The organism is Burkholderia sp. 22088 (assembly GCF_052045915.1).
Taxonomy (GTDB): Bacteria; Pseudomonadota; Gammaproteobacteria; order Burkholderiales; family Burkholderiaceae; genus Burkholderia; species Burkholderia cepacia.
Genome location: NZ_JBQEPY010000003.1, coordinates 115,230 through 140,912, shown reverse-complemented (window position 1 = coordinate 140,912; position 25,683 = coordinate 115,230). Strand labels below are relative to the sequence as shown.

The window sequence follows — 25,683 nt, the reverse complement described above, 5'->3', positions numbered from 1 at the left end:
AAGTCAAACGGTATCATATGTCTTATATAAGACAGATGTTTTGCGGAAATTGAGTGGACGAAAAAGTGCGGTTTGTGATGAAATGCGCGCCATGACATCGAACCAGGCGAATACCGCGAATCAGACCGGCGCAGGCGGCCCAGGGCAGCCGGGCGCGAGCGATCCCGCACCTTCGCCTGCGGCGTCGCCGTCGCCGACGTTCAGCCCGTTATACCAGCAGATTAAGTCATTGATCACGCAAAGTCTCGAATCCGGTGAATGGAAGCCGGGCGAGATCATCCCGAGCGAGGTGGAGCTCGCTGCCCGCTACAAGGTCAGCCAGGGCACCGTCCGCAAGGCGATCGACGAACTGGCCGCGGAAAACCTCGTGGTCCGGCGGCAGGGCAAGGGTACTTTTGTTGCGACGCACAATGAAGATCGCGCGCAGTTCCGCTTCCTGCGCCTGCTGGCCGACGACGGTGCCGAGCATCCGCACGTGAGCCGCCTGCTCGAATGCCGGCGCCTGCGCGCGCCGGCCGAGATCGCGCGGCAGCTCGACCTGAAGCCGGCCGATCCGGTCGTGCAGGTGCGCCGGCTGCTGGAGTTCGAGAACGAAGTGACGGTGCTCGACGAGATCTGGCTGCCGGGCGCGATGTTCCGCGGGCTCACGTTCGAGCGGCTGAGCGAGTACAAGGGGCCGCTCTACGCGATGTTCGAGACGGAGTTCGGCACGCGGATGATTCGCGCGACGGAGAAGATCCGCGCGGTGGCGGCGGAGCCGGCGGTGGCCGACCTGCTGCACGTGCCGGCGGGTTTTCCGTTGCTGTCGGTCGAGCGCGTGTCCTATACATATGGTGACCGGCCGGTGGAGGTGCGTCGCGGCTGGTATGTCACAACCGGGTACTACTATCAGAATGACTTGAGTTGACGGAGTTTCGGCTCAAGCCGAGTGCGTTCGCGTTTCCCACGCTCGCGAAGCACGTTTCGGGCCGCCTTTTGTTCTAGTTCGCGCAACTATCCAGAGCAGACTTTCGCTGCAGCGCGATATAAAAAGGCGCTAAAATCGCGGATTAGTGTGACAACATAGTAGGGGTCTAGCATGACTGATGCAGTAAGAAAGCCGAGGCCGGAATACCGGAACATCGGATTCGCCGATATCACGATGAAATATCGCATGCCGCTGGCGGCGATATTGTCGATTCTCCATCGAGTCAGCGGCGCGCTGCTGTTCTTGTTCCTGCCGTTCCTGCTGTTCCTCTTCGACCAGAGCCTCACGTCCGAGCTCAGCTTCGAAGTCTTCAAGGCTTTCCTCTCCAACATCATCGTCAAGCTGATCGTCCTCGCACTGTCGTGGGCCTTCTTCCACCATTTCTGCGCCGGCATTCGCCACCTGCTGATGGACGTCAACCACGACGCCGTCACGAAGGAAGGCGGCAAGCGGACGGCAGTCGTCGTCTTTGTCGTCTCGATCGCGCTGACGATCGCCATGGCACTCAAACTGTTCGGAGCATTCTAAGAAAATGGCAGCCAATAACCGAATCGGCTCGAAGCGCCTCGTCGTCGGCGCACATTACGGCCTGCGCGACTGGCTTGCGCAGCGCATCACCGCCACGATCATGGCGGTCTACACGGTCATTCTGCTCGTCCTGTTCTTCGGCGCGCACGATTTCTCGTACGAAGGCTGGGCATCGATCTTCGCCGCGCAATGGATGAAGCTCGCGACCTTCGTGATGCTGCTTTCCCTCTTCTACCACGCATGGGTCGGCGTGCGCGACATCTGGATGGACTACGTGAAGCCCGTCGGTGTGCGCCTGCTGCTGCAATCGCTGACCATCGTCTGGCTGCTCGCATGTGCGGGCTACGCCGCGCAGATTCTCTGGAGAGTGTAAAGAATGGCTGCAATCAAAACTAATCTCCCGCGCCGCAAGTTTGACGTCGTGATCGTCGGCGCGGGCGGCTCCGGCTTGCGCGCAGCGCTGCAACTGTCGCGCGCGGGCCTGTCGGTCGGCGTGCTGTCGAAGGTGTTCCCGACGCGTTCGCACACGGTGGCCGCGCAGGGCGGTATCGGTGCGTCGCTCGGCAACATGAGCGAAGACAACTGGCACTTCCACTTCTACGACACGATCAAGGGCTCCGACTGGCTCGGCGACCAGGACGCGATCGAGTTCATGTGCCGTGAAGCGCCGAACGTCGTGTACGAACTCGAGCACTTCGGCATGCCGTTCGACCGCAACGCGGACGGCACGATCTACCAGCGCCCGTTCGGCGGCCACACCGCGAACTACGGCGAGAAGCCGGTCCAGCGCGCATGCGCGGCCGCCGACCGTACCGGTCACGCGCTGCTGCACACGCTGTACCAGCAGAACGTCGAAGCGAAGACGCAGTTCTTCGTCGAATGGATGGCGCTCGACCTGATCCGCGACGCGGACGGCGACGTGCTCGGCGTGACGGCCCTCGAGATGGAGACGGGCGACGTCTACATCATGGAAGGCAAGACGACGCTGTTCGCGACGGGCGGCGCAGGCCGGATCTTCGCGGCATCGACCAACGCGTTCATCAACACCGGCGACGGTCTCGGCATGGCTGCGCGTTCGGGCATCGCGCTGCAGGACATGGAGTTCTGGCAGTTCCACCCGACCGGCGTGGCCGGCGCGGGCGTGCTGATCACCGAAGGCGTGCGTGGTGAAGGCGGTATCCTGCGCAACGCGAACGGCGAGCGCTTCATGGAGCGCTATGCACCGACGCTGAAGGATCTGGCGCCGCGTGACTTCGTGTCGCGTTCGATGGACCAGGAAATCAAGGAAGGCCGCGGCGTGGGTCCGAACAAGGATCACGTGCTGCTCGACCTGTCGCACATCGGCGCCGAGACGATCATGAAGCGTCTGCCGTCGATCCGCGAAATCGCGCTGAAGTTCGCGAACGTCGACGCGATCAAGGAACCGATCCCGGTCGTCCCGACGATCCATTACCAGATGGGCGGCATCCCGACCAACATCCACGGCCAGGTTGTCGGCACGTCGCGCGGTCACAAGGATCCGGTCAACGGCTTCTACGCAGTGGGCGAATGCTCGTGCGTGTCCGTGCACGGCGCGAACCGCCTCGGCACGAACTCGCTGCTGGACCTCGTGGTGTTCGGCCGTGCGGCCGGCAACCACATCGTCGAGCACGTGAAGAACCAGAAGGAACACAAGCCGCTGCCGGCCGATGCAGGCGAATTCTCGCTGGCGCGCCTGGCGAAGCTGGACAAGTCGACCTCGGGCGAATACACGCAGGACGTCGCGAACGACATCCGTTCGACGATGCAGAAGCACGCAGGCGTGTTCCGCACGTCGGAGCTGCTGAAGGAAGGCGTCGACCAGATGGCCGGCCTGAAGGCGCGCGTGGAAAACATCCACCTGAAGGACAAGTCGAAGGTGTTCAACACCGCGCGCGTCGAAGCGCTCGAGCTGGAGAACCTGATCGAAGTGGCCCGCGCCACGATGGTGTCGGCGGAAGCGCGCAAGGAAAGCCGTGGCGCGCACGCACACAGCGACTACGAACACCGCGACGACGAGAACTGGCTGCGCCACACGCTGTGGTACAGCGAAGGCGATCGCCTCGACTACAAGCCGGTTCAAATGAAGCCGCTGACGGTCGACTCCGTGCCGCCGAAGCCGCGCACGTTCTAAGCCGAGTCAAAGGAATCCGAAATGGCAAAACGCATTTTTGAAGTCTACCGCTACGATCCGGACAAGGACGCAGCGCCGCGCATGCAGACGTACGAGCTCGAGATCCAGCATGAGCGCATGCTGCTCGACGCACTGGTGAAGCTGAAGGCACTGGACGAGACGCTGTCGTTCCGCCGTTCGTGCCGTGAAGGCGTGTGCGGTTCGGACGCGATGAACATCAACGGCAAGAACGGTCTCGCGTGCCTGACGAACCTGAACGACCTGCCGCAGAAGATCGTGCTGCGTCCGCTGCCGGGCCTGCCCGTCGTGCGCGACCTGATCGTCGACATGACGCACTTCTTCAACCAGTACCACTCGATCAAGCCGTACCTGATCAACGACGCGCCGCCGCCGGAGAAGGAACGCCTCCAGTCGCCGGAAGAACGCGACGAGCTCGACGGCGTGTACGAGTGCATTCTGTGCGCGAGCTGCTCGACGTCGTGCCCGAGCTTCTGGTGGAACCCGGACAAGTTCGTCGGCCCGGCCGGCCTGCTGCAGGCTTACCGCTTCATCGCGGACAGCCGCGACACCGCTACCGGCGAGCGTCTCGACAACCTGGAAGACCCGTACCGTCTGTTCCGTTGCCACACGATCATGAACTGCGTCGACGTTTGCCCGAAGGGCCTGAACCCGACGAAGGCGATCGGCAAGATCAAGGAACTGATGGTCCGCCGCGCGGTTTAAGGCCGGGCTGCAATGAGCGACGATTCGCATCAATCCGACCCGCACCGTCGCGCGCGCCTTCGCTGGCGCGCGCGGCGGGGTCTGCTGGAAAACGACATCGTATTCGAGCGTTTCTTCGGCAGATACGAGCATGACCTCACCGATGCAGACGTAGGCGCGTTGTCGCGCCTGCTCGATCTGAGCGACAACGACCTGATGGACTTGCTCCTCGCGCGCAAGGAACCAGAAGGCGACCTAGACAGCCCGGACATTCACCGGCTGTTGGAGATGCTGCGCAACGTGTAACGCCAAGGTGTGACACGTTGTGCCCGTTATCGAATCCCGTTTCTTTATTTCGATTGAGGATGTGCCATGACTCCGTCTGATGTTAAAGCCACGCTATCGTTCAGCGACAACTCTCCGAGCGTCGAAATGCCGATCTACAAGGGCACGATGGGCCCGGACGTGATCGACATCCGCAAGCTGTACGGCCAGACCGGCAAGTTCACGTACGACCCGGGCTTCATGTCGACGGCAGCTTGTAATTCGGCGATCACGTACATCGACGGCGACAAGGGCGAGCTGCTGTACCGCGGCTACCCGATCGACAACCTCGCGCAAAACGCGGACTTCCTCGAAAGCTGCTACCTGCTGCTGAAGGGTGAACTGCCGAACGCAGCGCAGAAGAAGGAATTCGTCGACACCGTCACGAAGCACACGATGGTGCACGAGCAGATGCACTTCTTCTTCCGTGGCTTCCGCCGCGACGCGCACCCGATGGCGATCCTGGTCGCCGCAGTCGGCGCGCTGTCGGCGTTCTACCACGACTCGCTCGACATCAACGATCCGCGTCACCGTGAAGTGTCGGCGATCCGCATGATCGCGAAGCTGCCGACGCTCGTCGCGATGGCCTACAAGTACAGCATCGGCCAGCCGTTCGTGTATCCGAAGAACTCGCTGTCGTACAGCGCGAACTTCATGCACATGATGTTCTCGAACCCGTGCGAAGAGTACAAGGTCAACGACGTGCTCGTCCGCGCACTCGACCGTATCCTGATCCTGCACGCCGACCACGAGCAGAACGCATCGACGTCGACCGTCCGCCTGGCCGGCTCGTCGGGCGCGAACCCGTTCGCATGTATCGCGGCCGGTATCGCGTGTCTGTGGGGCCCGGCGCACGGTGGTGCGAACGAAGCCGCGCTGAACATGCTCGAGCAGATCGGTTCGCCGGACAACATCCCCGAATTCATCAAGCAGGTGAAGGACAAGAATTCGGGCGTGAAGCTGATGGGCTTCGGTCACCGCGTGTACAAGAACTATGACCCGCGTGCGAAGCTGATGCGCGAAACGTGCTACGAAGTGCTGAACGAACTGGGCCTGCACGACGACCCGCTGTTCAAGCTCGCGATGCAGCTCGAGAAGATCGCGCTGGAAGACGAATACTTCGTGTCGCGCAAGCTGTACCCGAACGTCGACTTCTACTCGGGCATCGTTCAGCGCGCGCTGGGCATCCCGACGTCGATGTTCACGTGTATCTTCGCGATGGCACGTACGGTCGGCTGGATCGCACAGTGGAACGAAATGATCGGCGATCCGGAGCAGAAGATCGGCCGTCCGCGTCAGCTGTTCATCGGCGATACGCCGCGCGAAGCGAAGCCGCTCAACGCACGTTAAGCCGTGTGTGGCGCGAACGGCCGGCAGGCCGCTCGCGTCGGGCAATCGCAACGCCACGACACCCCGACGGGTCATCCCGTCGGGGTGTTTTCATTTGCGCGCCGGATCGGCGCGATGCTCCAGCGACGGCGGGCGTGTGTCGAGTGCGGGCGCGTCGTCATCGGGCGCGTGGCCGTGCCGCACGAAGAATTGCCGGTAGGCGCCGGGCGTCATCCCGCGTGCGGCGAGGAACTGGCGGTTGAAGTTGGCGGCATTCGGAATGCCGCAGCGCGCGGCCACGGTCGCGATCGGCCAGTCGGTGCCGACGAGATGACGGCACGCGTGCGCGAGCCGCAGCCGCTGCACGTAGCGCCCGACGCTTTCGCCGAGATGCCGGACGAACAGGCGCTGCAGCGTGCGTTCGGACATGTGCGCAGTGGCGGCGAGCGCGTCGATGCGCAGCGGTTCGTGGAAGTGCCGATCGATCGCGTCGAGCACGCGGTCGAGGCGCTCGGCTTCGGGGGCGGCCGTATCGGCGCGCGGTGTCGTGCGTTCGCTCCGGTCGTACGCGTGCGCGGTGGCGAGCGGCTCGCCGCCGGCTTCCGCGAGATCGGCGAGCGTGTCGAGCGCGGCCGCGAGCCTGGTGCGCGGCGACGGATCGAGCAAGTGCGGCAGCCGCGCCCGCATCGCGCGGGCTGTGTCCGTGTCGAAGCGCAGGCCCGGTGCGGCACGCCGCAGCAGCGAACGCAGTGGCGCGTATTCGGGGCAGCAGTCGGCCAGTCGCCGCACCCAGTCGCCGTCGAACCAGATGACGACCGCGACCTCGGGCGCATCGCGATCGATGCGTGCGTTCGACGACCAGGTATGCGGCAGGTTGGGCGGCACGAGCACCAGGTCGTCGTCTGCGTAGTGCGCGACGTGATCGCCGATGAAGCGCCGGCCGCGGCTGTTGAGCGTCAGCGTCAGTTCGTACTCGGGATGGCGATGCCATTCGAACGGAATGCGCGCGAGCTGGCGGTGATAGACACGGATCGAACAGCCGGGGGCGAACGTCACGTGCTCGTACTGCGGTTTCATCGCGGCCTCCGGGAGAGGGCGGGCATCGCGCCATGGCATGATCGAGGGCGATCGTCACGACGGAGCAATGCCATGTTTTCACATGTTTGCGTGGGCGTCAGCGACACCTCACGCGCCTACGATTTCTACGCGCCGCTGTTCGCGGAACTCGGGCTGCGCCTGAAATTCCGCGAGCCGGACGGCTGGACGGGCTGGATGCCGGCCGACGCCGACCGGCCGCTGTTCTTCTTCGGCCAGCCGCTCGACGGCCGCGCGCCCGAACCGGGCAACGGCCACACGATCGCGTTCGTCGCGCCGACGCGCGCGCACGTCGATCGCTGCCACGCGCTCGCGCTGCGCCACGGCGGCACCTGCGAAGGGCCGCCGGGCCTGCGGCCGGACTATCACCGCGATTACTACGGCGCCTATTTCCGCGATCCGGACGGCAACAAGCTGTGCGTGGTCTGTCATCGTCCCGAGTGATCCAGGGTTGTCAGGATTGTATCGATAGTTGGCCGGATAACGGTGATCTCGGCAGCGCACCGGCCGTACGCTGACGGCACATCACGACACCTGTCAGCGAGGAGACCACGATGCAATTGACGATTGACGACCTGCCTGCCGCGATTCGCGACGCGAAAAAGGGGCTGCGCGCCGACCTGCCCGGTTATGCGGCCACGTTTCGCGAGCTGGAGGGCGACATCGCGCGGCAGGTCGACGCGATCCGCCGCGCGCATGCGCATGGTCACGACGTGATTCCGGTGGTGCCGTTCGCGGACATCGCGGGCGGGACCGTCGATCCGCGCGCGGTGGCAGCGATCCGCACGCATGGCGCGGTCGTGATTCGTCGCGTATTCGATGCGCGGCAGGCGCGCGACTGGAACGACGAGATCGGCGCGTACCTGGACGCGAACCGCTTCACCGAGCGGCTCGATGCGCGCGCCGAGGATCGCTATTTCGGCAACCTTGCGTCGGGCAAGCCGCAGATCTACGGCGTTTATTGGTCGAAGCCGCAGGTGGCTGCGCGCCAGTCGCCGGCACTGACGCAGGCGCGCGTGTTCCTGAACCGCCTGTGGCGGCACGCCGACGGCGGGCGTACGCACTTCGATCCCGATCAGGTGCCGGCCTATGCGGACCGGATTCGCCGCCGCCCGCCCGGCTCGACGTCGCTCGGGCTGTCGCCGCATGTCGACGGCGGTTCCGTCGAACGCTGGCTCGGCGCGAACTTCCGCCAGGTCTACCGTCACGTGCTGGCCGGCCGCTGGCGTGATTACGACCCGTTCGATGCGGCGTTCCGTCCGGACGTCGAGGAGATTCCGTCGCCGGCCGTGTGCTCGATGTTCCGTACGTTCCAGGGCTGGACCGCGCTCACGCCGCAGGGGCCGGGCGACGGCACGCTGCAGTTGATCCCGGTTGCGAACGCGATGGCCTATGTCGTGCTGCGCGCGCTGCAGGACGATGTCGCCGACGACGACCTGTGCGGCGCGCGTCCGGGTCGCGCGCTGTCGATCCGGCCTGAATGGCACGCACTGTTGCTCGATGCGCTGGTGCCGATCCCGCACATGGAGCCGGGCGACGCGGTGTTCTGGCATGGCGACGTCGTGCACGCGGTCGAGGATGCGCACCGCGGCAGCGGCGAGAGCAACGTGATGTACATCGCGGCCGCGCCCGGTTGCGCGAAGAACGACGCGTACCTGCTGCGCCAGCGGGCCGCGTTCCTGCGCGGCGAGAGCCCGCCCGATTTCCCGGCCGACCATTTCGAGGTCGAATTCGACGGACGGGGCGGGGAGGGCGATCTCTCGGCGCTCGGCCGTTCGCAGATGGGGTTCGGGCCGGGCGCTTAGCCCGCGTCGCACGGGAAAGCGGCCGTTCGCCACGCGGTGAACGGCCGTCTGCCGAATCCGCTGCGGGCTGCGCGCAATTCGACGCAATCGGCTGTCTGCGCAGCCGAAATCGACGCGAATTGCGCAATTTGGCTTCCGATAATGGTCCGGACACAACGCAGCCGCCCCGTGTGCCGCACGGGTGTGGTGCTGACCATGGAGGAGTCGATGCAATTCACGCAAGCGATCGTTCGCCGCCCCGCGCCGTCCTGTGGCGCGGGCCTGACTACTGCCGAGCTCGGCGCGCCCGACTACGACAAGACGCTCACGCAGTTCCACGCATACTGCGACGCGCTGCGCACGCTCGGCGTCGAGCTGACCGAACTGCCGCCGCTGGACGCGTTTCCCGATTCGCACTTCGTCGAGGACGTCGCGGTAGTGACACCGGAATTCGCGGTGATCACGCGCCCCGGTGCGCCCGCCCGGCGCGGCGAGACGGTGCACATCGAAGCGGCGCTCGCCGCGCATCGCGACCTGCTGCCGATGCAGGACGGCCGTCTCGACGGCGGCGACGTGATGCAGGTCGGCAAGCGCTTCTACATTGGCCTGACGGGCCGTACCGACGCCGAAGGCATCGCCGCGTTCGAATCGCTCGTGTCGCGCTACGGCTATTCGGTCGTCGCGGTGCCGGTGGGCGCCGGCCTGCATCTGAAGTCGGTCGTCAACGCGCTCGGCGACGACACGCTGCTCGTGACCGAAGCGCTGGCCGCGCATCCGGCATTCGCCGACTATCGCCGGATCGCGATCTCGGCCGCCGACGAATACGCGGGCAACACGCTGCGCGTGAACGGCACGCTGATCACGCCGGCCGGCTACCCGCGCGTGCACGACGCGATCGCGTCGCTCGGGCTGCCGCTGCACGTGATCGATACGAGCGAGTTCCGCAAGATGGATGGCGGCCTGACCTGCCTGTCGCTGCGGTTCTAGCCGATTGGCGCGCGGCCGCTTCGGCCGGATAATGTGGCCCCCGCGCGGAACAGGAAACGTTTCGCGCACCAGCCACGACCCGACCGGAGCGAACGCGGATGACCGACAAGAAGATGCAGCTCGACAAGATCGATCTCCGGATCCTCGACATCCTGCGTACCGACGGGCGCATTTCCTACCGGAAGCTGTCGGAGCTCGTGAACCTCACGCCGCGGCCCTGCCAGGCGCGCGTGGAGCGGCTCGAGGCGCTCGGCGTGATCGAGGGCTACCGTGCGGTGATCAAGGCGCCGCGCGCGACCAAGCCGATCGTCGTGATCGCGCAGATCGTGCTGGCCGACCACGGGCGTTCGCAGGCGCCGTTCGAAGACGAAATGCGTGCGAATCCGGCCGTGCTCGATTGCTGGCTCGTGAGCGGCACGTTCGATTTTCTCGTACGGCTCGCGTGCGAGGATCTCGACGAGTACCGGCGGATCGCGAACGTGTGGCTGGAAAGCCCGCGATTCCGGATCGAGAAGATCGTGACGACGGCCGAACTGCAGGCGATCAAGCGCACCGTCGTGTGAGGTGGCCGGCCGGGAAGGGCCGGTTTCGACGCGAATGACCGGGCCTGACGATTTGTATTCCGAATCAAATTGTCCGGCCCGAATCCAATCAGGGTGAACACTATGGATGCTATGCAAGCGGCAGTGGAGACGGCCGCGCCGTCGGGAACGACGCTGAAGCGCCGTCTGCAGGGCCGCCACATCGCGATGATCGCGATCGGCGGCTCGATCGGCACGGGGCTGTTCGTCGCGTCGGGTGCGTCGGTCGCGCAGGCGGGGCCGGGCGGTGCGATCGCCGCGTATATCGCGATCGGGCTGATGGTGTACTTCGTCGTCACGGGCCTCGGCGAGATGGCCGCACTGATGCCGGTGTCGGGGTCGTTTGCGATCTACGGCGAGAAGTACGTCGACGAAGGCTTCGGTGTCGCGCTCGGCTGGACCTACTGGTACAGCTGGGCCGTGACGATCGCGATCGAGCTGGTCGCCGCGCAGATCGTGATGCGCTACTGGTTTCCGACCATACCCGGCATCTGGTGGGGCGCGGGCTTCCTCGTGCTGATCTTCCTGCTGAATACGCTGTCGGTGCGCGGCTTCGGCGAATCGGAATACTGGTTCTCGCTGATCAAGGTCGTGACCGTGGTCGCATTCATCGCGGCCGGGCTGCTGATCGCCGCCGGCCTGATCGGGAACGGGCATCCGGTGGGCTTGCGCAACTTCACGACCGGCGACGCGCCGTTTGTCGGCGGCGTGCACGCGATGATGAGCGTCGCGCTGATCGCGGGATTCTCGTTTCTCGGCACCGAGCTGGTCGGGATCACCGCCGGCGAATCGGAGAATCCGCGCAAGACGATCCCGCGCGCGGTGAAGCAGATTTTCTGGCGGATCATGCTGTTCTACGTGTTCGCGATCTTCGTGATCGGCCTGCTGGTGCCGTACACGGACCCGAACCTGCTGAAGAGCGACGTGACCGACATCGGCGTGAGCCCGTTCACGCTGGTGTTCAGCCATGCCGGTTTCCGGCTCGCCGCCGGCGCCATGAATCTCGTGATCCTGACGGCCGTGCTGTCGGCCGGCAACTCCGGCACCTACGCGGCGACACGGATGCTGTACAACCTCGCGGCGGAAGGGCGCGCACCGGCGATGTTCGCGACGCTGTCGCCGGGCGGCGTGCCGCGCAACGCGCTGTACGCGACGATGGCCGTCGGCGGGCTGTGCTTTCTCACGTCGCTGACCAACAACCAGAGCATCTATCTGTGGCTGCTGAACACGGTCGGCATCACGGGTTTCATCGCGTGGCTCGGCATCGCGGTCTGCCATTACCGGTTCCGCAAGGGGTTCCTGAAGCAGGGCTACCGGCTCGATCAGCTGCCGTACCGCGCGAAATGGTTCCCGTTCGGGCCGCTGTTCGCGATCGCGATCTGCATCGTGATCTCGCTCGGGCAGGATTACCAGGCGTTCTTCGCGGCCCGCATCGACTGGATGGAAGTGCTGTCGATCTACGTGTGGATTCCGCTGTTCGTCGCGATCTGGTGGGCATATCGCCGGGCGCGCAAGAGCCGGCTCGTGCGCTACGAGGAGATGGACATCGGGCCGTGGCTGACGCGCTCGGTCGAGGCCGTTGATGCGGCGGCCACGCAGCACGGGCACCCGCACTGACTTGTCGGTATTGAAGGCGCGGTGCCGAAAGTGCGGCAACGGAAGCCGGTCGCATCGGACGGCCGGCTCCGCCGCGACGGCCCGCGCGCGGCGGCGCACGCAAACCGCGCTCAGTGCGCGTGCTGCAACCGCGCCTTCATGAAGTCCACCCACGCGCGCACTTTCTGCGGCACGTGCCGCGTCGCGACATACAGCGCATAGACGTTCTGCTGCGGAAACCGGTACGCGGGCAGCGCATCGATCAGCGTGCCGCTTTCGAGATCGTCGCGCACGAGCCATTCGGGCAGCAGCGCGACGCCGCTGCCCTGGCGCGCGAGTTCACGCAACACCGATGCGTTGTCGACGACGACGCGAGGCTTCGCGGCCGGTCGAAATGCGTGTTCGTTGCCCGCGCGATCGGTGAGCGTCCATTCGGCGATCCGCTCGAGCCGGCTGTGGCCGAGCTGCGGCAGGCGGGCGAGGTCGTCGGGCGACGCCGGTTTCGGGCGCCCGGCCTTCGCCGGCAGGTCGGGCGCCATCACGGCGAGTACGTCGTAGGTGGCGAGGCAGACGCCGCGATAGGGCAGGTCGCGAAAGTGCTCGTGGCGTCCGAGCCGGATCGCGACGTCGAAGCGGTCGCGCACGAGATCGGCCTGCGACGTATGCGTTTCGAGCCGCACGCGTAACGCGGGATGCTGCGCGGTGAACGCATGCAGCATCGGTGCGAGGACGCGCGCCGCATACTCGACCGTCGACGTCACGCGCAGCATGCCCTGCATCCCGCCATGCTCGCCGCGCACCTCGTCGATCGCGCCTTCGGCTTCGTCGAGCACGCGCAGGCAGCGCTGGTAGAAGCGCTCGCCGGCATCGGTCAGCTCGACACGCCGGGTCGTGCGCGTGAGCAGCGTGACGCCGAGCTCGGCTTCGAGCTGTTTCACGTTGAAACTGACGGCCGCCCGCGCCTGGTTCAGTGCGGTGGCGGCGGCCGTGAACGAACCGGCTTCGACCACGGCACGGAAAACGGCGAAACGATCGAGGCTCACCATGGTTGGGGCGTGGGTCCTGTCTGGGTGTTGGATCGCTCGAAGGGTACCCGAATGTGCGGCCGCGCGGCGTTGCGGCGTTGCGACGTCGTTGCGGCGTCGTGGCGGCGCGATCCGATTGTCAAAAAATTGCGACGGGACTCGTCGCATCCGGCCGCTTACCGATACGCGTGCCGGCTTCTACACTGCGGCGTTTCGTGATGTTCCCGCCGCCATGCCAGACCGTTCCAGAATCGCCGCCGTCTACCTGCTCGGCTTCGCGATCGACCTCGCGAACATGTTCATGCTGAACGCCGCGTATCCGGCGCTGCAGCGCGAACTGCACGCGTCGGTCGCGCAGCTTGCGTGGGTCGGCAACATGTACGTGCTCGGCCTGACCGTCGTGATTCCGTTCGGCACGTGGCTCGCGCGCCGCTGCGGCGAGCGGCGCGTGTTCGCCGCATCGCTGCTGCTGTTCGGGCTCGGCAGTGCCGGCGTCGGCGCGTCGCCGTCGATCGAAACGCTGCTCGCGTGGCGGCTGGTCCAGGGGCTCGGCGGCGGGCTGCTGATTCCGGTCGGGCAGACGATGGCCTATCGCGCGTATCCGCCGCAGGCGCGGGCGCGGCTCACGTCGGTCGTGATGATGGTCGCGCTGCTCGTGCCTGCGTTGTCGCCGGCGATCGGCGGGGCGATCGTCGATCGCGGTTCGTGGCGCGCGATCTTCTTCGCGATGTTGCCGATCGCGGCCGCGACCTGCGCGCTCGCGTTCGCATGGCTGCCGCGCGACGGCGCGCGCGACCGGCCGCCGCGGCTCGACTGGCCGGGGCTCGGCCTGAGTGCGGTCACGCTCGTCGCGCTGCTGCTCGGGCTGACCGCCGCGGGGCAGCCCGGCGGCGCGGCATTCCCGCTCGCGATGCTGGCCGTCGCGAGCGCGACAGGCGCAGGCTATGCGGCGCATGCGCGTCGCGCCCTGTCGCCGGTCGTCGACCTGCGACTGCTCGCCCAGCCGCTGCTGCGAACCGGCGTGGTGGTCTATCTGTGCGTGCCGGGCATCTTCACGGGCGTCAACCTCGTCGCGTCGCTCTATCTGCAGAACGCGCTCGGGTTGAGCGCTGCGCATGCCGGCGCGCTGATGCTGCCGTGGGCGATCGCGGCGTGCTTCGCGATCGCGACCACGCGCCGCTGCTTCGCGCGCCACGGCGCGAAGCCGTTGTTCGCGAGCGGCATCGCGATCGATTGCGTCGGCATCGCACTGCTCGCGACCCCCTGGGCCGGCGTCGAAGCCGTGCGGATCGCGGCATTCGCGGCGATGGGGTTCGGCGCGAGCCTGTGCACGAGCACGTCGCAAAGCGCGGCGTTCGTCGATGTGCCTGCCGACCGGATGGGCGACGCGAGCGCGCTGTGGAATATCAACCGCCAGTTGAGCTTCTGCGTCGGCGTGGCCGTGCTCGGCAGCGCACTCAATGCGTTGCTGGCATTCGACGCGGGCGGGCCGTCGCTCGCGCCGTACCGCTGGTGCTTCGGGCTGGCGGTCCTGCTGACGTTGCTGCCGCTGGGCCTGATTGCGCGGCTTCCCGCATACCGTGCGCCGATCGCGCAACCCGTTTCATCCCACTCGTGAGAACCTGAGAGCCTTATGAATTTGCCGAATCCGTATTTCAAGGAAGTCGTCGACACCGTTGCCGACATCGCGTGCTGGTTGTCCGGCCGTGCCGGCCCCGAGCGGCTCGCGACGCTGATGGCGCGCTTTTCGCCGGGATTTTCGATGATCACGATGTCGGGCACGGTGCTCGATTACGCGGGCATCGATGCGCTGTTTTCACACGGGCACGGCGCGCGCCCCGGGCTGGTGATCGACATCGACGAGTTGCGCGGGCTTGCCGTGTGGTCCGATGGCGCGACGGTCGGCTATCGCGAGACGCAGACCGACGCGCAAGGGCAGCGCACGGTGCGGCGCTCGACGGTCGTGTTCCGGCGCGAGGCGGACGGGCTGATCGTGTGGCGCCATTTGCACGAGACGCCGGTCGTCGCGTGAGCGGGGCATCGGCCGCCCTGCCCGAGGCGGCGCGGATGCGGTGCCGGCGTTACTTGTCCAGCTCCGGATAGTGCCGGAAGATGCCCATGTCGTTGAACGGGATGCGGCGTTCCGACGCGAGATAGCGCGCCACCGGCGGATGCTCCGCGACGCGGTCGTGCAGCGCGACCAGCGCCGCGATTTTCCGCTCCGCGCGCTTCATCGCTTTCGGAAACGCGTAACGCAGCCCCTCGATCAACTGGAACATCGACAGGTCCGCATAGCTGAGTGTATGGCCGGCGATGTAGCCGCTCTTGTGCGGGTTCTGGTCGAGTACGCGCTCGAAGTAACCGAGGAACTTCGGCAGCCGGTTTTCGAGGAAATCGGCCGCACGCTCGGCGGCTTCCGCCTGCTGGTCCTCGTAGTAGAGGCCGCTTGCGATCGGATGGTGCGTGTCGTGGATCTCGGTGACGAAATCGGCCACGGTCAACTGAAGCTGGTGCACCCACAGCCGGCCGGCTTCGTCGTCTGGCGCGAGCCCGAGCCGCGCGCCGAGAAACAGCAGGATGTTCGCGGTCTGCCCGACCACCAGGTCACCGGCTTTCAGGAACGGCGGCGCAAACGGCACGCATTCCGCCTTCGCGCTGTCCATCATGCGCATCATCGCCGGCACCCCCATGCCGCGCCCCGATTCGCGCGCGACGTCGACGTAGTCGGCTTCCGCCGCCTCGAGCGCGAGCCGCACATATTCGCCTCGGCCCTGGATCTCGGGCCAGTAATACAGTTCGTATCGCATGCTGTTTTCCCGTTCGTTGAAGCGGCCGCCACGGGCATCGTGACGATCGGGCGGCCGCGCGTCGCGCGCCGCCCGCTGCGAATAGACAGTCTAGGCGATCGCGGGAAAAGTGCCGCGCATCGCCATCGCACGCTACGCGCCGCGCTCGCCGCCTTCGGGGCCGTAGAAGAACACCCAGGTCGAGAAGTCGCCGGAGAAGCCGGTGAAGCGGTGGTCGGCGTGTGCCGGGACGAACAGCACGTCACCGGACGCGACCGCACATTCGCGTCCGTCGATGACGAAGTGCGACGTGCCGGTGGCGATCACGTAGACCTCGTCGCGCGTGTGCGGCTTCTGCTTGTCCTCGATGCGCGGCCGGTACAGCTCGACGTCGAGCGTGCCGTGGCGAAACAGCGTCGTGAACAGCGTGCCTTCTTCGTCGAGACGGGCGAGCGATTCGTTCAGGCCGAGCTTCATCGTCGTGTACTCCGGGTCCGGGGGGTGGGGATTGCCCATGTGCGTTGCGTGATCGTAGCGCGTCATGCCGGGAAGTCGCGCGGAGCGCGGAGCGCATGATCGCCATCCGTGGAACGAATCGCGCAGGCGTTCACCCTATGTGAAACGCAGGCATCCATCCGCGAAACGACGACGCGATTGCGCGTATTGGCTCGCGAGCTTCACCGCAATTTAACAAACGCCGACTACGATCCGGGCTCGTCAATCGACGCAAGCGCGGCGATTCGGTCCGCGCTGCGGTACTGCCGTCCGTCGCCGCCTGCGCGACTCGCCCGATTGCGATTTCCCGTGACCGTGAATGCGACGCCGAGGTATCGCGTCGACGTCATTCGCATCATTTCGTATTTCTCATGAAACTGAATCCGCTGGCTTCCTCACGCAGAAAATTCCTGGCCGCCGCGCCGGCCGTCGCGGCGGTGCCGCTGCTGAGCGCATGCGGCGGCGACGACGTCACGTCGATGCCCGTTACCGACGCCGCGCTGGCCGCGCAGATGTCCGCGAAGCTGAATGCGCAGCTCGGCGATGCCGCGACGGTCGGCGCGATCCAGCCGGCGCTGACCGACGTCGGGTTTGCCTGGGACCTGCCGACGATGCCGGCGGTCCAGGCCGGCGCGATCGTCGCGTACAGCTTCGGCAATCGCCCGAACGCGGCAAGCGGCAATACGTCGAGCACGGGCGGCAACCAGTCCGCGCTGCCCGATCCGGGGCCCGTCAACGAAGCGCTCGCGGACGCCGTCTATCGCATTCGGCAACTGAAGCCGGTCAAGGTCTACGCGCAGTGGGAAATCGCCCGCTTTCTCGTGTCGAAATACGGGATGGGCGCCGACGTGCTGTCGTCGATCGAGCCCGTGATCGCGAGCGACGGCACGATCGTGTACCTCAGCACGGCCGGCGTGGCCGCCGAGGCCGTGTCGCGCGCGGGCGGCGCGGCCGCGATGGGCAGCGTCGCGGTGGTCGGCCATCGGGATCACGCGAAGCGCTGCATCCAGACCTCGCAGCAGGCGGGCATGAAGGCGGCCGCGGTTGCCGAGGTGCCGTTGCCGACGCGCTACGACCCGCAGTCGGGCCAGCCGTGGACGCGCAACCGCAGCCTGTACCTCGTGCACGACATGTATGCGCAGACGCTCGCCCGCGCGGTCGGCGCGACGATGCAGGCGTTCCCGAAGGGCTGACGCACTTTCTTTCTCCCGATTCCGATGACCATGCAGACCCGCCGCCATTTCCTCGCTTCCGCTGCCGCGCTTGCCGCGACCGGTGCCGCCAGCACGCCGGGCTTCGCCGGCGACGCTCCCGTTTCAGATGCCGAACTGCAACGCCAGATGCTCGGCAAGCTGACGAACGAACTGAACGACCGCGCAGCTGCCGCCGACGAGGCCGGTTACCTGTTCGAGACGTTTTTCTCGTGGACGCCGCCGACCGTCCAGGCCACGGCCATCAACACGATTGCCGCATTCGCTTTCGGCAGTCGCGCCGCGCCGTCGTCGGGCGCCGCGCCGGTGCCCGGCCCCGTGAACGAGGCGATTGCCGACGCCGTGTTCCTGCTGCGCCAGAAGGTCGCCGCGCGGATCTTTGCGCAGCAGGAAGTCGCGAGCGTGCTCGCGTCGAAATACGGGCTGACGGCCGGCGTGACGTCGATCGCGACACCGGCGCCGGCCGCCGGCAGCCCGATACCGACGCCCGACGGCGTCGTAACCGCGATCGTCAGGCAGGCCGGCTCGGCCTCGGCACTCGGCAACGTCGGTGTCGTCACGCATTCGGATCAGGCGTCGATTGCGGTGCGCGTGTCGAAAGCCGCGGGGATGCAGGCCGCGGTGCCGGCGGGCCTGACGCTGCCGTCGCTCTACGACGCGTCCGCGCAGATGCCGGCCTTGCGGCGCCGCGATCTTTACCTGCTGAGCAACGTCGGCGTGCAACTCGGGATGCTGCGGCTCGACCTGATCAACCGCGAATACCCGAACGGCTGACGCTGCGGGGCACTCGCGGCATCCGCTGCCGAACGACTTCACGTTCCGGGCGCCCAGAGTGCGGCGCAATCGCGAGCTGCCGGCCGTTCAAGACGCCTTCGCTGCACGACACGTTGCAGCGAATGGTGTTGTTCCGCAACGGCCGCTTCCACTCGCCGGAGGACGCGCAGCACTTCTGCGTGCAGCGCGATACCGACCCCGCGAAGGCGGCCAGCCGGCGCGTGTCGCCGCGACATGCGCCCCACGCGACGGCTGCAACCGCCGCCGCGCCGTTCGCGCCCGCATTTGCCGGGTAATGCCGATACAGGTATTGGCACTACCAGCCAAACCACTGTTTTTAATGGGTTTTTTCGCGTGCGGCCCGCGCCGTGACGCGTTCTGCGTGGCATAATCGACCGCATCCGCAAGGCTTGTAGTCACAACGACCCCGCATACCCATGGCACAGACTCTCTACGACAAACTGTGGAACACCCACGTGGTCCACACCGAGGAAGACGGCACGACTTTGCTCTACATCGACCGTCAGCTGCTGCATGAAGTCACGAGCCCGCAGGCATTCGAAGGGCTGAAGATCGCGCAGCGTCCGGTGTGGCGCATCAGCGCGAACCTGGCCGTGTCGGACCACAACGTGCCGACCACCGATCGCAGCCACGGCATCGCCGATCCCGTCTCGAAGCTGCAGGTCGACACGCTCGACGCGAACTGCGATGCGTTCGGCATCACGCAGTTCAAGATGAACGACGTGCGCCAGGGCATCGTCCACATCATCGGGCCGGAGCAGGGCGCGACGCTGCCGGGCATGACGATCGTGTGCGGCGATTCGCATACGTCGACGCACGGCGCGTTCGGCGCGCTCGCACACGGCATCGGCACGTCGGAAGTCGAGCACGTGCTCGCCACGCAAACCCTGCTGCAGAAGAAGAGCAAGAACATGCTCGTGAAGGTCGAGGGTGCGCTGCCGCGCGGCTGTACCGCGAAGGACATCGTGCTCGCGATCATCGGCAAGATCGGCACGGCCGGCGGCACGGGCTACGCGATCGAATTCGGCGGCTCGACGATCCGCGCGCTGACGATGGAAGGCCGCATGACCGTCTGCAACATGGCGATCGAAGCCGGCGCGCGCGCGGGCATGGTCGCGGTGGACGACACGACCATCGATTACCTGAAGGGCCGTCCGTTCGTGCCGACCGGCGCGGAATGGGATCAGGCCGTCGAATACTGGCGTCAGTTCAAGTCGGACGAAGGCGCGCAGTTCGATCGCGTGGTCGAGCTGAACGCGGCCGAGATCGTGCCGCAGGTCACGTGGGGCACGTCGCCGGAAATGGTCACGTCGATCGACGGTCGCGTGCCCGATCCCGAACGCGAGAAGGATCCGGTCAAGCGCGACGCGATGGAGCGTGCGCTGGCCTACATGGCGCTCGAGCCGAACACGCCGATCGAGTCGATCAAGGTCGACAAGATCTTCATCGGTTCGTGCACGAACGCGCGCATCGAGGACATCCGCGCAGCCGCGTACGTCGTGAAGAAGCTGAACCGTCGCGTCGCGTCGAACGTGCGGCTCGCGATGGTCGTGCCGGGCTCGGGCCTCGTGAAGGCGCAGGCCGAGCGCGAAGGGCTCGACAAGGTGTTCACGGACGCCGGCTTCGAATGGCGCGAGCCGGGCTGCTCGATGTGCCTCGCGATGAACGCCGACCGGCTGGATCCGGGCGAGCGCTGCGCGTCGACGTCGAACCGCAACTTCGAAGGCCGGCAGGGCGCGGGCGGTCGCACGCACCTCGTGAGCCCCGCGATGGCGGCGGCCGCGGCGATCGAAGGTCACTTCGTCGACATTCGCAAGCTGGGGTAACGCGTGACGGCATCGAAGGTCATCGCGCGGCTGGTTGCCGCGCTGGCGCTGGCGGGGCTGGGTTTCGGCCTTGCGGGCTGCAATACCGTCCAGGGCTTCGGGCAGGACGTCAACGCCGCCGGCAACGCGCTGAAGCGCGCCGCGGAGTGACGATTCCCGCCGAGAATTTGTCGATGTGCGCCGGCTGAACGCCGGCCCTTCAACCGGATAGACGGATCATGGAAAAATTCATTGTGCATACCGGCGTCGTGGCGCCGCTCGATCGCGAGAACGTCGACACCGACGCGATCATCCCGAAGCAGTTCCTGAAGTCGATCAAGCGCACGGGCTTCGGTCCGAACGCGTTCGACGAATGGCGTTACCTCGATCACGGCGAGCCGGGCCAGGACAACTCGAAGCGTCCGCTGAATCCCGACTTCGTGCTGAACCAGCCGCGCTACCAGGGTGCATCCGTGCTGCTCGCGCGCAAGAACTTCGGCTGCGGCAGCTCGCGCGAGCACGCGCCGTGGGCACTGCAGCAGTACGGCTTCCGCGCGATCATCGCGCCGAGCTTCGCGGACATCTTCTTCAACAACTGCTACAAGAACGGGCTGCTGCCGATCGTGCTGACCGAGCAGCAGGTCGATCACCTGTTCAACGAGACGGTTGCGTTCAACGGTTTTCAACTGACGATCGACCTCGACGCACAGGTCGTGCGTTCGGGCGACGGCCGCGAGTATCCGTTCGAGATCACCGCGTTCCGCAAGTACTGCCTGCTGAACGGCTTCGACGACATCGGCCTCACGCTGCGCCACGCGGACAAGATTCGCCAGTTCGAGGCCGAGCGCCTCGTGAAGCAGCCGTGGCTCAATACCAAGCTGGTCGGCTGACGTGCCTTTCGGGCGGGCGCGCCGGCGGCGCGCTCGCCGGCCTGCCTCATAAAACCTATCCAGTCAGGAATTTCGCATGAAGATTGCAGTGCTGCCCGGCGACGGCATCGGTCCGGAAATCGTCAATGAAGCGGTGAAGGTGCTGAACGCACTCGACGAGAAGTTCGAACTCGAACAGGCGCCGGTTGGCGGCGCGGGCTACGAGGCGAGCGGTCATCCGCTGCCCGACGCGACGCTGAAGCTCGCGAAGGAAGCCGACGCGATCCTGTTCGGCGCCGTGGGCGACTGGAAGTACGACTCGCTCGAGCGCGCGCTGCGCCCCGAGCAGGCGATCCTCGGGCTGCGCAAGCATCTCGAGCTGTTCGCGAACTTCCGCCCGGCGATCTGCTACCCGCAGCTCGTCGATGCGTCGCCGCTGAAGCCCGAGCTGGTCGCGGGCCTCGACATCCTGATCGTGCGCGAACTGAACGGCGACATCTACTTCGGCCAGCCGCGCGGCGTGCGTGCCGCACCGGACGGCCTGTTCGCGGGCGAACGCGAAGGCTTCGACACGATGCGCTATTCGGAACCGGAAGTGCGCCGCATCGCGCACGTCGCGTTCCAGGCGGCCCGCAAGCGCGCGAAGAAGCTGCTGTCGGTCGACAAGGCGAACGTGCTCGAAACGTCGCAGTTCTGGCGCGACATCATGATCGACGTGTCGAAGGAGTACGCGGACGTCGAGCTGTCGCACATGTACGTCGACAACGCGGCGATGCAGCTCGCGAAGGCGCCGAAGCAGTTCGACGTGATCGTCACCGGCAACATGTTCGGCGACATCCTGTCGGATGAAGCGTCGATGCTGACGGGCTCGATCGGCATGCTGCCGTCGGCGTCGCTCGACAAGAACAACAAGGGCCTGTACGAACCGTCGCACGGTTCGGCGCCGGACATCGCGGGCAAGGGCATCGCGAACCCGCTCGCGACGATCCTGTCGGCCGCGATGATGCTGCGTTACTCGCTGAATCGTGCGGAGCAGGCCGATCGCATCGAGCGCGCGGTGAAAACGGTGCTCGAACAAGGCTACCGCACGGGCGATATCGCGACGCCGGGTGGCAAGCAGGTCGGCACGACGGCGATGGGCGACGCGGTGGTCGCGGCGCTGTAACGCAAGCAAGTAGAAAGGGCGCGAACGGGCCGCGAAATCGGCCGGTTCGCGCGCGGTTGGCCGTTGTGCGGGCAACCGGCTTTGTGTAGACTCGAACGATGGCGCAAATTTCCCTGATCTCCCCGGTCTTGAAACTCCACGGCAACATTGCCCGTGCGGGTGCGCGCGCCATCGTCATCACGAAAACCATTACCACGAAAACGATCATTAAACGCTGATCGTCCGTCGTGCCCGCCTATTTCCCCGCGCGGTCACACCGGGGACGGAAATGGCGGGGAAGCTCCATCAAAGGGTTAGTCATGAACGTAGGTCTCGTAGGTTGGCGCGGCATGGTCGGCAGCGTCCTGATGCAGCGCATGCAGGAAGAGGGCGATTTCGACCTGATCGAACCGGTGTTTTTCAGCACCAGCAACACGGGCGGCAAAGCGCCGTCGTTCGCGAAAAACGAGACTACGCTCAAGGACGCGACCAACGTCGACGAGCTGAAGAAGTGCGACGTGATCATCACGTGCCAGGGCGGCGACTACACGAACGACGTGTTCCCGAAGCTGCGCGCGGCGGGCTGGAACGGCTACTGGATCGACGCGGCATCGTCGCTGCGGATGAAGGACGACGCGGTCATCATCCTCGATCCGGTCAACCTCGACGTGATCAAGGATGCGCTCGTCAAGGGCACGAAGAACTTCATCGGCGGCAATTGCACGGTCAGCCTGATGCTGATGGCGCTCGGCGGCCTGTTCCGCGAGAACCTCGTCGACTGGATGACGGCGATGACCTACCAGGCCGCATCGGGCGCGGGCGCGCAGAACATGCGCGAACTGCTGTCGCAGATGGGCACGCTGAACGGCGCGGTGAAGGAGCAGCTCGCCGATCCGGCATCCGCGATCCTCGACATCGACCGCCGCGTGCTGGCCGCGATGAACAGCGACGCGATGCCGACCAGCAACTTCGGCGTGCCGCTCGCCGGCTCGCTGATCCCGTGGATCGACAAGGATCTCGGCAACGGGATGTCGAAGGAAGAGTGGAAGGGCGGCGCGGAAACCAACAAGATCCTCGGCAAGCCGGCGATGGGCGAGCCCGGTTCGATCCCGGTCGACGGCCTGTGCGTGCGGATCGGCGCAATGCGCTGCCACTCGCAGGCACTGACGATCAAGCTGAACAAGGACGTGCCGCTCGACGAGATCAACGGCATCCTCGCGTCGGCGAACGACTGGGTGAAGGTCGTGCCGAACGAGCGTGAAGCGTCGATGCGCGACCTGTCGCCGGCGAACGTCACGGGCACGCTGACGGTGCCGGTCGGCCGCCTGCGCAAGCTCGCGATGGGCGGTGAATACCTGTCGGCGTTCACGGTCGGCGACCAGCTGCTGTGGGGTGCGGCCGAGCCGCTGCGCCGCATGCTGCGCATCCTGCTCGACAAGTAAGCTCGTGTGTCCGGCCCGCGATGCGCGGGCCGCGTTGCACAAGATGGCGCGCCGCGCCGGCCTTGACGATATCAAGGCCGGCGCGGCGCGTTTTTCATGTGCGCGTCAGCGCATGTTCAGCAGCGTCTGGTCGACGGTCTGCTGGGTCTTGATCGTCTGCGCATTGGCCTGGTAATCGCGCTGCGCCTTGATCAGGTTCACGAGCTCGGTCGTCAGGTCGACGTTCGAGTTTTCCAGCGCACTTCCCTGCAGCGTGCCGTGGTTCGTGCTGCCCGGCGCGGAGATCTGCGGCACGCCCGACGCGGCGGTTTCCACATACTGATTGCTGCCGATGTTCTCGAGCCCGTTCGGGTTGTTGAAGTTCGCGAGCGCGATCAGGCCGAGCACCGCGCTCTGGCCGTTCGAGTAATTGCCGGTCAGCTTGCCGTCGGTGCCGATCGAGAACGTCGTCAGCGTGCCGCTCGCGAAGCCGTCTTGTGCGAGGTTGGTCACGCCGCTCTTTCCCCCGAACTGCGTCGTGCCGCCCAGGTCGAGCGTCAGGTTCTGCGGATTGGCGCCGCCCGACGCGTTGGGGATCGAAAACGCGAACTGACCGAGGCTCGGCGTCGGCTGGCTGGTGGCGGCCGACGTCGTCGAGGTGATCCGGCCCGATGTGTCGAACGTGACGGTGCCGAGATTCGTCGGCGTCTGGCCCTGCACGCCCGCGTAGGCCTGCCAGGTGCCGGCCGCGTTCTTCGTGAAATACATCGACACCTGCTGCGAGCCGCCGAGCGTGTCGTAGACCTGGATCGACGAATTGTAGTTGTACGTGGTGTTGTCGCCCGGGTTGAACGGCGTCTTGGCCGGCACCTTGTCCTGCGAGTTCAGGTTGAACTGGCCGGTGATCTTCGTCGTCGCCTGCGGGGCGATGTTGTTGGTCGGCGCCTGCAGCGGCACGGTCGCTGCGGTATTGATCGCGCCGCCCGGGCCTGCCGCATAGCCCATCAGGTTGCGGTTTTGCGAATCGACGATGGCGCCGCTCTTGTCCCGGTGGAATACGCCGTCACGCGAGTACGTCGTCACGCCGTTGTTCGACATCTGGAAGAAGCCGTTGCCGTTGATCGCGATGTCGAGCGACGACTTCGTCGTGTTGATCGTCCCCTGGCCGAATTGCTGCTGCACCGACGCGAGCCGCGTGCCGATGCCGATCTGCGTGTTGGTCGACGTCGCAACCGAATTCGCGTACATGTCGGCGAAGTTCGCGCGCCCCTGCTTGAAGCCGACCGTGTTTGCGTTCGCGATGTTGTTGCCGATCACGTCGAGATGGTTCGCCGCGCCGGCCAACCCGCTCAAACCCTGTTGATAGCCCATGTTCGATCCCCGTAACGAGCTGGTGAGTAGATGCAGTCGTGCGACTGCGCGATGCCTCCCTGGCACCTCACGACGTCAGCCTGGCCAGGCGCGTGCCTGCCTTTCCGGCAGGTGTGTACGCGGTGGTCGAACTGCGCCGATTCTTGTTTGAAGACGATCGTAGCGACGGCAATTATTCGATCTGTGTAATTTTGTGTAATGTAATTGAATTGTTGTCGAAATGATTGATTTCGTATGAGCAATGAAACTGGGATGAGGCTTGAAAGCCTTGTGGGGCGGGGGTTTGGGGATGGAGATTTCCAATTCGACGATAAGAGAGGGGAATTGGCCTCTTATCGATCAATTGAAATTTATTTGAATAGTTTTGGTGATCGGCGGGATTTGTTTTTATTGGAGATCGCTAATCCATTAACGGCAGGTGGCGCGATTTATTGAGCAAACGTGCCCGATTTCGCGGTCGTGGCGCGGCATCGAGCCCCGGAGTGGGCAGGGCGCAGGGTGAGCGGCAAGGGGCGCGCCATTCGTTCGGGACGGGATGCGGCCGGGCATCTTTCAGTTGAGGGAGGTGTGCTTCCGATCGATCGGGAACGCTGGTCGCACCATGTGAACCCGGGCATCGAAGCGGCCCGGCCGGCGGGCGCGCGGACGCGCGAACGCGGCCGGTTGCACCCATCGGCGACGAATTCGGCCCGAACCCGATCACGTGAAGTAAACTA

Annotated in this window: 28 protein-coding genes; 23 read left to right on the top strand and 5 right to left on the bottom strand. The window is 65.7% G+C overall.

From position 1 onward, the window contains the following. Positions 1 to 82 precede the first annotated feature (82 nt). The 7 genes from ACTJLD_RS06480 (at position 83) to gltA (ending at position 6,023) form a co-directional block, all read left to right on the top strand. Positions 83 to 907, top strand: coding sequence for a GntR family transcriptional regulator (locus tag ACTJLD_RS06480; protein ID WP_124534145.1), 825 nt, complete (start codon positions 83 to 85; stop codon positions 905 to 907). A 171-nt stretch (positions 908 to 1,078) separates the two neighbouring features. After that, positions 1,079 to 1,495, top strand: coding sequence for a succinate dehydrogenase, cytochrome b556 subunit (sdhC, locus tag ACTJLD_RS06475; RefSeq protein ID WP_021158703.1), 417 nt, complete (start codon positions 1,079 to 1,081; stop codon positions 1,493 to 1,495). A 4-nt stretch (positions 1,496 to 1,499) separates the two neighbouring features. Beyond that, a complete protein-coding gene (gene sdhD / locus ACTJLD_RS06470) occupies positions 1,500 to 1,868 on the top strand; it encodes a succinate dehydrogenase, hydrophobic membrane anchor protein (protein WP_011355745.1) in 369 nt (122 codons plus the stop codon). Between the two features lie 3 nt (positions 1,869 to 1,871). Next, positions 1,872 to 3,647, top strand: a complete 1,776-nt coding sequence (gene sdhA, locus ACTJLD_RS06465) for a succinate dehydrogenase flavoprotein subunit (RefSeq protein WP_027791121.1) — start codon at positions 1,872 to 1,874, stop codon at positions 3,645 to 3,647. A gap of 21 nt (positions 3,648 to 3,668) precedes the next feature. Continuing rightward, positions 3,669 to 4,370: a succinate dehydrogenase iron-sulfur subunit gene (locus ACTJLD_RS06460; RefSeq protein ID WP_006479352.1), complete on the top strand. Its 702-nt coding sequence runs from the start codon at positions 3,669 to 3,671 to the stop codon at positions 4,368 to 4,370. Positions 4,371 to 4,382: 12 nt separating this feature from the next. After that, positions 4,383 to 4,655, top strand: coding sequence for an FAD assembly factor SdhE (locus ACTJLD_RS06455; RefSeq protein WP_011548107.1), 273 nt, complete (start codon positions 4,383 to 4,385; stop codon positions 4,653 to 4,655). 66 nt (positions 4,656 to 4,721) lie between these two features. Continuing rightward, the gene (gltA, locus tag ACTJLD_RS06450; protein WP_049097329.1) at positions 4,722 to 6,023 is read left to right on the top strand and encodes a citrate synthase; all 1,302 of its coding nucleotides are present in this window, start codon (positions 4,722 to 4,724) and stop codon (positions 6,021 to 6,023) included. A gap of 90 nt (positions 6,024 to 6,113) precedes the next feature. Here the strand turns inward: gltA and ACTJLD_RS06445 are convergent, their stop codons facing one another. Next, positions 6,114 to 7,079, bottom strand: a complete 966-nt coding sequence (locus ACTJLD_RS06445; RefSeq protein WP_440658354.1) for a helix-turn-helix domain-containing protein — start codon at positions 7,077 to 7,079, stop codon at positions 6,114 to 6,116. A gap of 72 nt (positions 7,080 to 7,151) precedes the next feature. Between ACTJLD_RS06445 and ACTJLD_RS06440 the strand changes: the two genes are divergently transcribed. The 5 genes from ACTJLD_RS06440 to ACTJLD_RS06420 all read left to right on the top strand — a co-directional run bounded on the left by ACTJLD_RS06440 (position 7,152) and on the right by ACTJLD_RS06420 (position 12,066). Next, positions 7,152 to 7,541 carry a VOC family protein gene (locus ACTJLD_RS06440; protein WP_060173155.1) on the top strand — a complete coding sequence of 130 codons (390 nt, stop codon included), beginning with the start codon at positions 7,152 to 7,154 and terminating at the stop codon, positions 7,539 to 7,541. A gap of 110 nt (positions 7,542 to 7,651) precedes the next feature. Next, positions 7,652 to 8,902, top strand: a complete 1,251-nt coding sequence (locus ACTJLD_RS06435) for a DUF1479 domain-containing protein (RefSeq protein ID WP_440658353.1) — start codon at positions 7,652 to 7,654, stop codon at positions 8,900 to 8,902. 207 nt (positions 8,903 to 9,109) lie between these two features. After that, the gene (locus tag ACTJLD_RS06430; protein ID WP_440658351.1) at positions 9,110 to 9,868 is read left to right on the top strand and encodes a dimethylarginine dimethylaminohydrolase family protein; all 759 of its coding nucleotides are present in this window, start codon (positions 9,110 to 9,112) and stop codon (positions 9,866 to 9,868) included. A gap of 98 nt (positions 9,869 to 9,966) precedes the next feature. Next, positions 9,967 to 10,431 carry an Lrp/AsnC family transcriptional regulator gene (locus ACTJLD_RS06425; RefSeq protein WP_059684359.1) on the top strand — a complete coding sequence of 155 codons (465 nt, stop codon included), beginning with the start codon at positions 9,967 to 9,969 and terminating at the stop codon, positions 10,429 to 10,431. A gap of 102 nt (positions 10,432 to 10,533) precedes the next feature. After that, positions 10,534 to 12,066 carry an amino acid permease gene (locus ACTJLD_RS06420; RefSeq protein ID WP_027791128.1) on the top strand — a complete coding sequence of 511 codons (1,533 nt, stop codon included), beginning with the start codon at positions 10,534 to 10,536 and terminating at the stop codon, positions 12,064 to 12,066. A gap of 110 nt (positions 12,067 to 12,176) precedes the next feature. On the opposite strand, the gene ACTJLD_RS06415 is transcribed toward ACTJLD_RS06420, so the two are convergent. Further along, positions 12,177 to 13,091, bottom strand: coding sequence for a LysR family transcriptional regulator (locus tag ACTJLD_RS06415; RefSeq protein ID WP_059693999.1), 915 nt, complete (start codon positions 13,089 to 13,091; stop codon positions 12,177 to 12,179). Between the two features lie 211 nt (positions 13,092 to 13,302). On the opposite strand from ACTJLD_RS06415, the gene ACTJLD_RS06410 reads away from it, so the two are divergent. Together ACTJLD_RS06410 and ACTJLD_RS06405 are read left to right on the top strand one after the other, a co-directional pair. Further along, a complete protein-coding gene (locus ACTJLD_RS06410) occupies positions 13,303 to 14,688 on the top strand; it encodes an MFS transporter (RefSeq protein WP_440658349.1) in 1,386 nt (461 codons plus the stop codon). Between the two features lie 15 nt (positions 14,689 to 14,703). Further along, the gene (locus ACTJLD_RS06405) at positions 14,704 to 15,102 is read left to right on the top strand and encodes a DUF4440 domain-containing protein (protein WP_176113478.1); all 399 of its coding nucleotides are present in this window, start codon (positions 14,704 to 14,706) and stop codon (positions 15,100 to 15,102) included. Between the two features lie 49 nt (positions 15,103 to 15,151). Here the strand turns inward: ACTJLD_RS06405 and ACTJLD_RS06400 are convergent, their stop codons facing one another. Then, positions 15,152 to 15,877, bottom strand: a complete 726-nt coding sequence (locus ACTJLD_RS06400; RefSeq protein ID WP_027791132.1) for a glutathione S-transferase — start codon at positions 15,875 to 15,877, stop codon at positions 15,152 to 15,154. A gap of 132 nt (positions 15,878 to 16,009) precedes the next feature. Then, on the bottom strand, positions 16,010 to 16,333 hold the full coding sequence (locus ACTJLD_RS06395; protein WP_437265367.1) for a cupin domain-containing protein: 324 nt from the start codon (positions 16,331 to 16,333) through the stop codon (positions 16,010 to 16,012). Positions 16,334 to 16,722: 389 nt separating this feature from the next. Here ACTJLD_RS06395 and ACTJLD_RS06390 point away from each other — a divergent pair, with 389 nt between their 5' ends. The 8 genes from ACTJLD_RS06390 to asd all read left to right on the top strand — a co-directional run bounded on the left by ACTJLD_RS06390 (position 16,723) and on the right by asd (position 23,617). Next, entirely contained in the window at positions 16,723 to 17,544 is an 822-nt protein-coding gene (locus ACTJLD_RS06390; protein WP_440658347.1) for a hypothetical protein, read from the top strand. Between the two features lie 30 nt (positions 17,545 to 17,574). Then, entirely contained in the window at positions 17,575 to 18,336 is a 762-nt protein-coding gene (locus tag ACTJLD_RS06385) for a Tat pathway signal protein (protein WP_124673005.1), read from the top strand. Between the two features lie 122 nt (positions 18,337 to 18,458). Next, the gene (locus ACTJLD_RS06380; protein ID WP_175757250.1) at positions 18,459 to 18,632 is read left to right on the top strand and encodes a hypothetical protein; all 174 of its coding nucleotides are present in this window, start codon (positions 18,459 to 18,461) and stop codon (positions 18,630 to 18,632) included. 141 nt (positions 18,633 to 18,773) lie between these two features. After that, positions 18,774 to 20,183: a 3-isopropylmalate dehydratase large subunit gene (leuC, locus tag ACTJLD_RS06375; RefSeq protein WP_021158716.1), complete on the top strand. Its 1,410-nt coding sequence runs from the start codon at positions 18,774 to 18,776 to the stop codon at positions 20,181 to 20,183. 3 nt (positions 20,184 to 20,186) lie between these two features. After that, complete coding sequence (locus ACTJLD_RS06370) at positions 20,187 to 20,333, top strand: entericidin A/B family lipoprotein (protein ID WP_021158717.1); 147 nt, start codon at positions 20,187 to 20,189, stop codon at positions 20,331 to 20,333. Between the two features lie 68 nt (positions 20,334 to 20,401). Then, positions 20,402 to 21,052 (top strand): 3-isopropylmalate dehydratase small subunit, encoded by a 651-nt coding sequence (leuD, locus tag ACTJLD_RS06365; protein ID WP_060173163.1) that lies wholly within the window; start codon positions 20,402 to 20,404, stop codon positions 21,050 to 21,052. Between the two features lie 76 nt (positions 21,053 to 21,128). After that, positions 21,129 to 22,196, top strand: a complete 1,068-nt coding sequence (gene leuB / locus ACTJLD_RS06360; protein ID WP_059694010.1) for a 3-isopropylmalate dehydrogenase — start codon at positions 21,129 to 21,131, stop codon at positions 22,194 to 22,196. A 299-nt stretch (positions 22,197 to 22,495) separates the two neighbouring features. After that, positions 22,496 to 23,617 carry an aspartate-semialdehyde dehydrogenase gene (gene asd / locus ACTJLD_RS06355; protein ID WP_027791140.1) on the top strand — a complete coding sequence of 374 codons (1,122 nt, stop codon included), beginning with the start codon at positions 22,496 to 22,498 and terminating at the stop codon, positions 23,615 to 23,617. A 105-nt stretch (positions 23,618 to 23,722) separates the two neighbouring features. On the opposite strand, the gene flgE is transcribed toward asd, so the two are convergent. Further along, the gene (gene flgE, locus ACTJLD_RS06350; protein ID WP_440658344.1) at positions 23,723 to 24,967 is read right to left on the bottom strand and encodes a flagellar hook protein FlgE; all 1,245 of its coding nucleotides are present in this window, start codon (positions 24,965 to 24,967) and stop codon (positions 23,723 to 23,725) included. Between the two features lie 234 nt (positions 24,968 to 25,201). On the opposite strand from flgE, the gene ACTJLD_RS06345 reads away from it, so the two are divergent. Then, complete coding sequence (locus ACTJLD_RS06345; protein ID WP_321918521.1) at positions 25,202 to 25,402, top strand: hypothetical protein; 201 nt, start codon at positions 25,202 to 25,204, stop codon at positions 25,400 to 25,402. Positions 25,403 to 25,683 lie beyond the last annotated feature (281 nt).

Bases quoted from the DNA above. Each gene is read 5' to 3' on its own strand.
- ACTJLD_RS06390 (WP_440658347.1), top strand. From the start codon at position 16,723: ATGAAACTGAATCCGCTGGCTTCCTCACGCAGAAAATTCCTGGCCGCC.
- ACTJLD_RS06400 (WP_027791132.1), bottom strand. From the start codon at position 15,877: ATGCGATACGAACTGTATTACTGGCCCGAGATCCAGGGCCGAGGCGAA.
- sdhA (WP_027791121.1), top strand. From the start codon at position 1,872: ATGGCTGCAATCAAAACTAATCTCCCGCGCCGCAAGTTTGACGTCGTG.
- leuD (WP_060173163.1), top strand. From the start codon at position 20,402: ATGGAAAAATTCATTGTGCATACCGGCGTCGTGGCGCCGCTCGATCGC.
- ACTJLD_RS06455 (WP_011548107.1), top strand. From the start codon at position 4,383: ATGAGCGACGATTCGCATCAATCCGACCCGCACCGTCGCGCGCGCCTT.
- ACTJLD_RS06445 (WP_440658354.1), bottom strand. From the start codon at position 7,079: ATGAAACCGCAGTACGAGCACGTGACGTTCGCCCCCGGCTGTTCGATC.
- gltA (WP_049097329.1), top strand. From the start codon at position 4,722: ATGACTCCGTCTGATGTTAAAGCCACGCTATCGTTCAGCGACAACTCT.
- flgE (WP_440658344.1), bottom strand. From the start codon at position 24,967: ATGGGCTATCAACAGGGTTTGAGCGGGTTGGCCGGCGCGGCGAACCAT.
- ACTJLD_RS06385 (WP_124673005.1), top strand. From the start codon at position 17,575: ATGCAGACCCGCCGCCATTTCCTCGCTTCCGCTGCCGCGCTTGCCGCG.
- ACTJLD_RS06395 (WP_437265367.1), bottom strand. From the start codon at position 16,333: ATGAAGCTCGGCCTGAACGAATCGCTCGCCCGTCTCGACGAAGAAGGC.
- asd (WP_027791140.1), top strand. From the start codon at position 22,496: ATGAACGTAGGTCTCGTAGGTTGGCGCGGCATGGTCGGCAGCGTCCTG.
- sdhC (WP_021158703.1), top strand. From the start codon at position 1,079: ATGACTGATGCAGTAAGAAAGCCGAGGCCGGAATACCGGAACATCGGA.
- ACTJLD_RS06410 (WP_440658349.1), top strand. From the start codon at position 13,303: ATGCCAGACCGTTCCAGAATCGCCGCCGTCTACCTGCTCGGCTTCGCG.
- ACTJLD_RS06430 (WP_440658351.1), top strand. From the start codon at position 9,110: ATGCAATTCACGCAAGCGATCGTTCGCCGCCCCGCGCCGTCCTGTGGC.
- ACTJLD_RS06460 (WP_006479352.1), top strand. From the start codon at position 3,669: ATGGCAAAACGCATTTTTGAAGTCTACCGCTACGATCCGGACAAGGAC.
- ACTJLD_RS06420 (WP_027791128.1), top strand. From the start codon at position 10,534: ATGGATGCTATGCAAGCGGCAGTGGAGACGGCCGCGCCGTCGGGAACG.
- ACTJLD_RS06345 (WP_321918521.1), top strand. From the start codon at position 25,202: ATGAGCAATGAAACTGGGATGAGGCTTGAAAGCCTTGTGGGGCGGGGG.
- ACTJLD_RS06440 (WP_060173155.1), top strand. From the start codon at position 7,152: ATGTTTTCACATGTTTGCGTGGGCGTCAGCGACACCTCACGCGCCTAC.
- ACTJLD_RS06380 (WP_175757250.1), top strand. From the start codon at position 18,459: ATGGTGTTGTTCCGCAACGGCCGCTTCCACTCGCCGGAGGACGCGCAG.
- leuB (WP_059694010.1), top strand. From the start codon at position 21,129: ATGAAGATTGCAGTGCTGCCCGGCGACGGCATCGGTCCGGAAATCGTC.
- sdhD (WP_011355745.1), top strand. From the start codon at position 1,500: ATGGCAGCCAATAACCGAATCGGCTCGAAGCGCCTCGTCGTCGGCGCA.
- leuC (WP_021158716.1), top strand. From the start codon at position 18,774: ATGGCACAGACTCTCTACGACAAACTGTGGAACACCCACGTGGTCCAC.
- ACTJLD_RS06405 (WP_176113478.1), top strand. From the start codon at position 14,704: ATGAATTTGCCGAATCCGTATTTCAAGGAAGTCGTCGACACCGTTGCC.
- ACTJLD_RS06435 (WP_440658353.1), top strand. From the start codon at position 7,652: ATGCAATTGACGATTGACGACCTGCCTGCCGCGATTCGCGACGCGAAA.
- ACTJLD_RS06480 (WP_124534145.1), top strand. From the start codon at position 83: ATGCGCGCCATGACATCGAACCAGGCGAATACCGCGAATCAGACCGGC.
- ACTJLD_RS06425 (WP_059684359.1), top strand. From the start codon at position 9,967: ATGACCGACAAGAAGATGCAGCTCGACAAGATCGATCTCCGGATCCTC.
- ACTJLD_RS06415 (WP_059693999.1), bottom strand. From the start codon at position 13,091: ATGGTGAGCCTCGATCGTTTCGCCGTTTTCCGTGCCGTGGTCGAAGCC.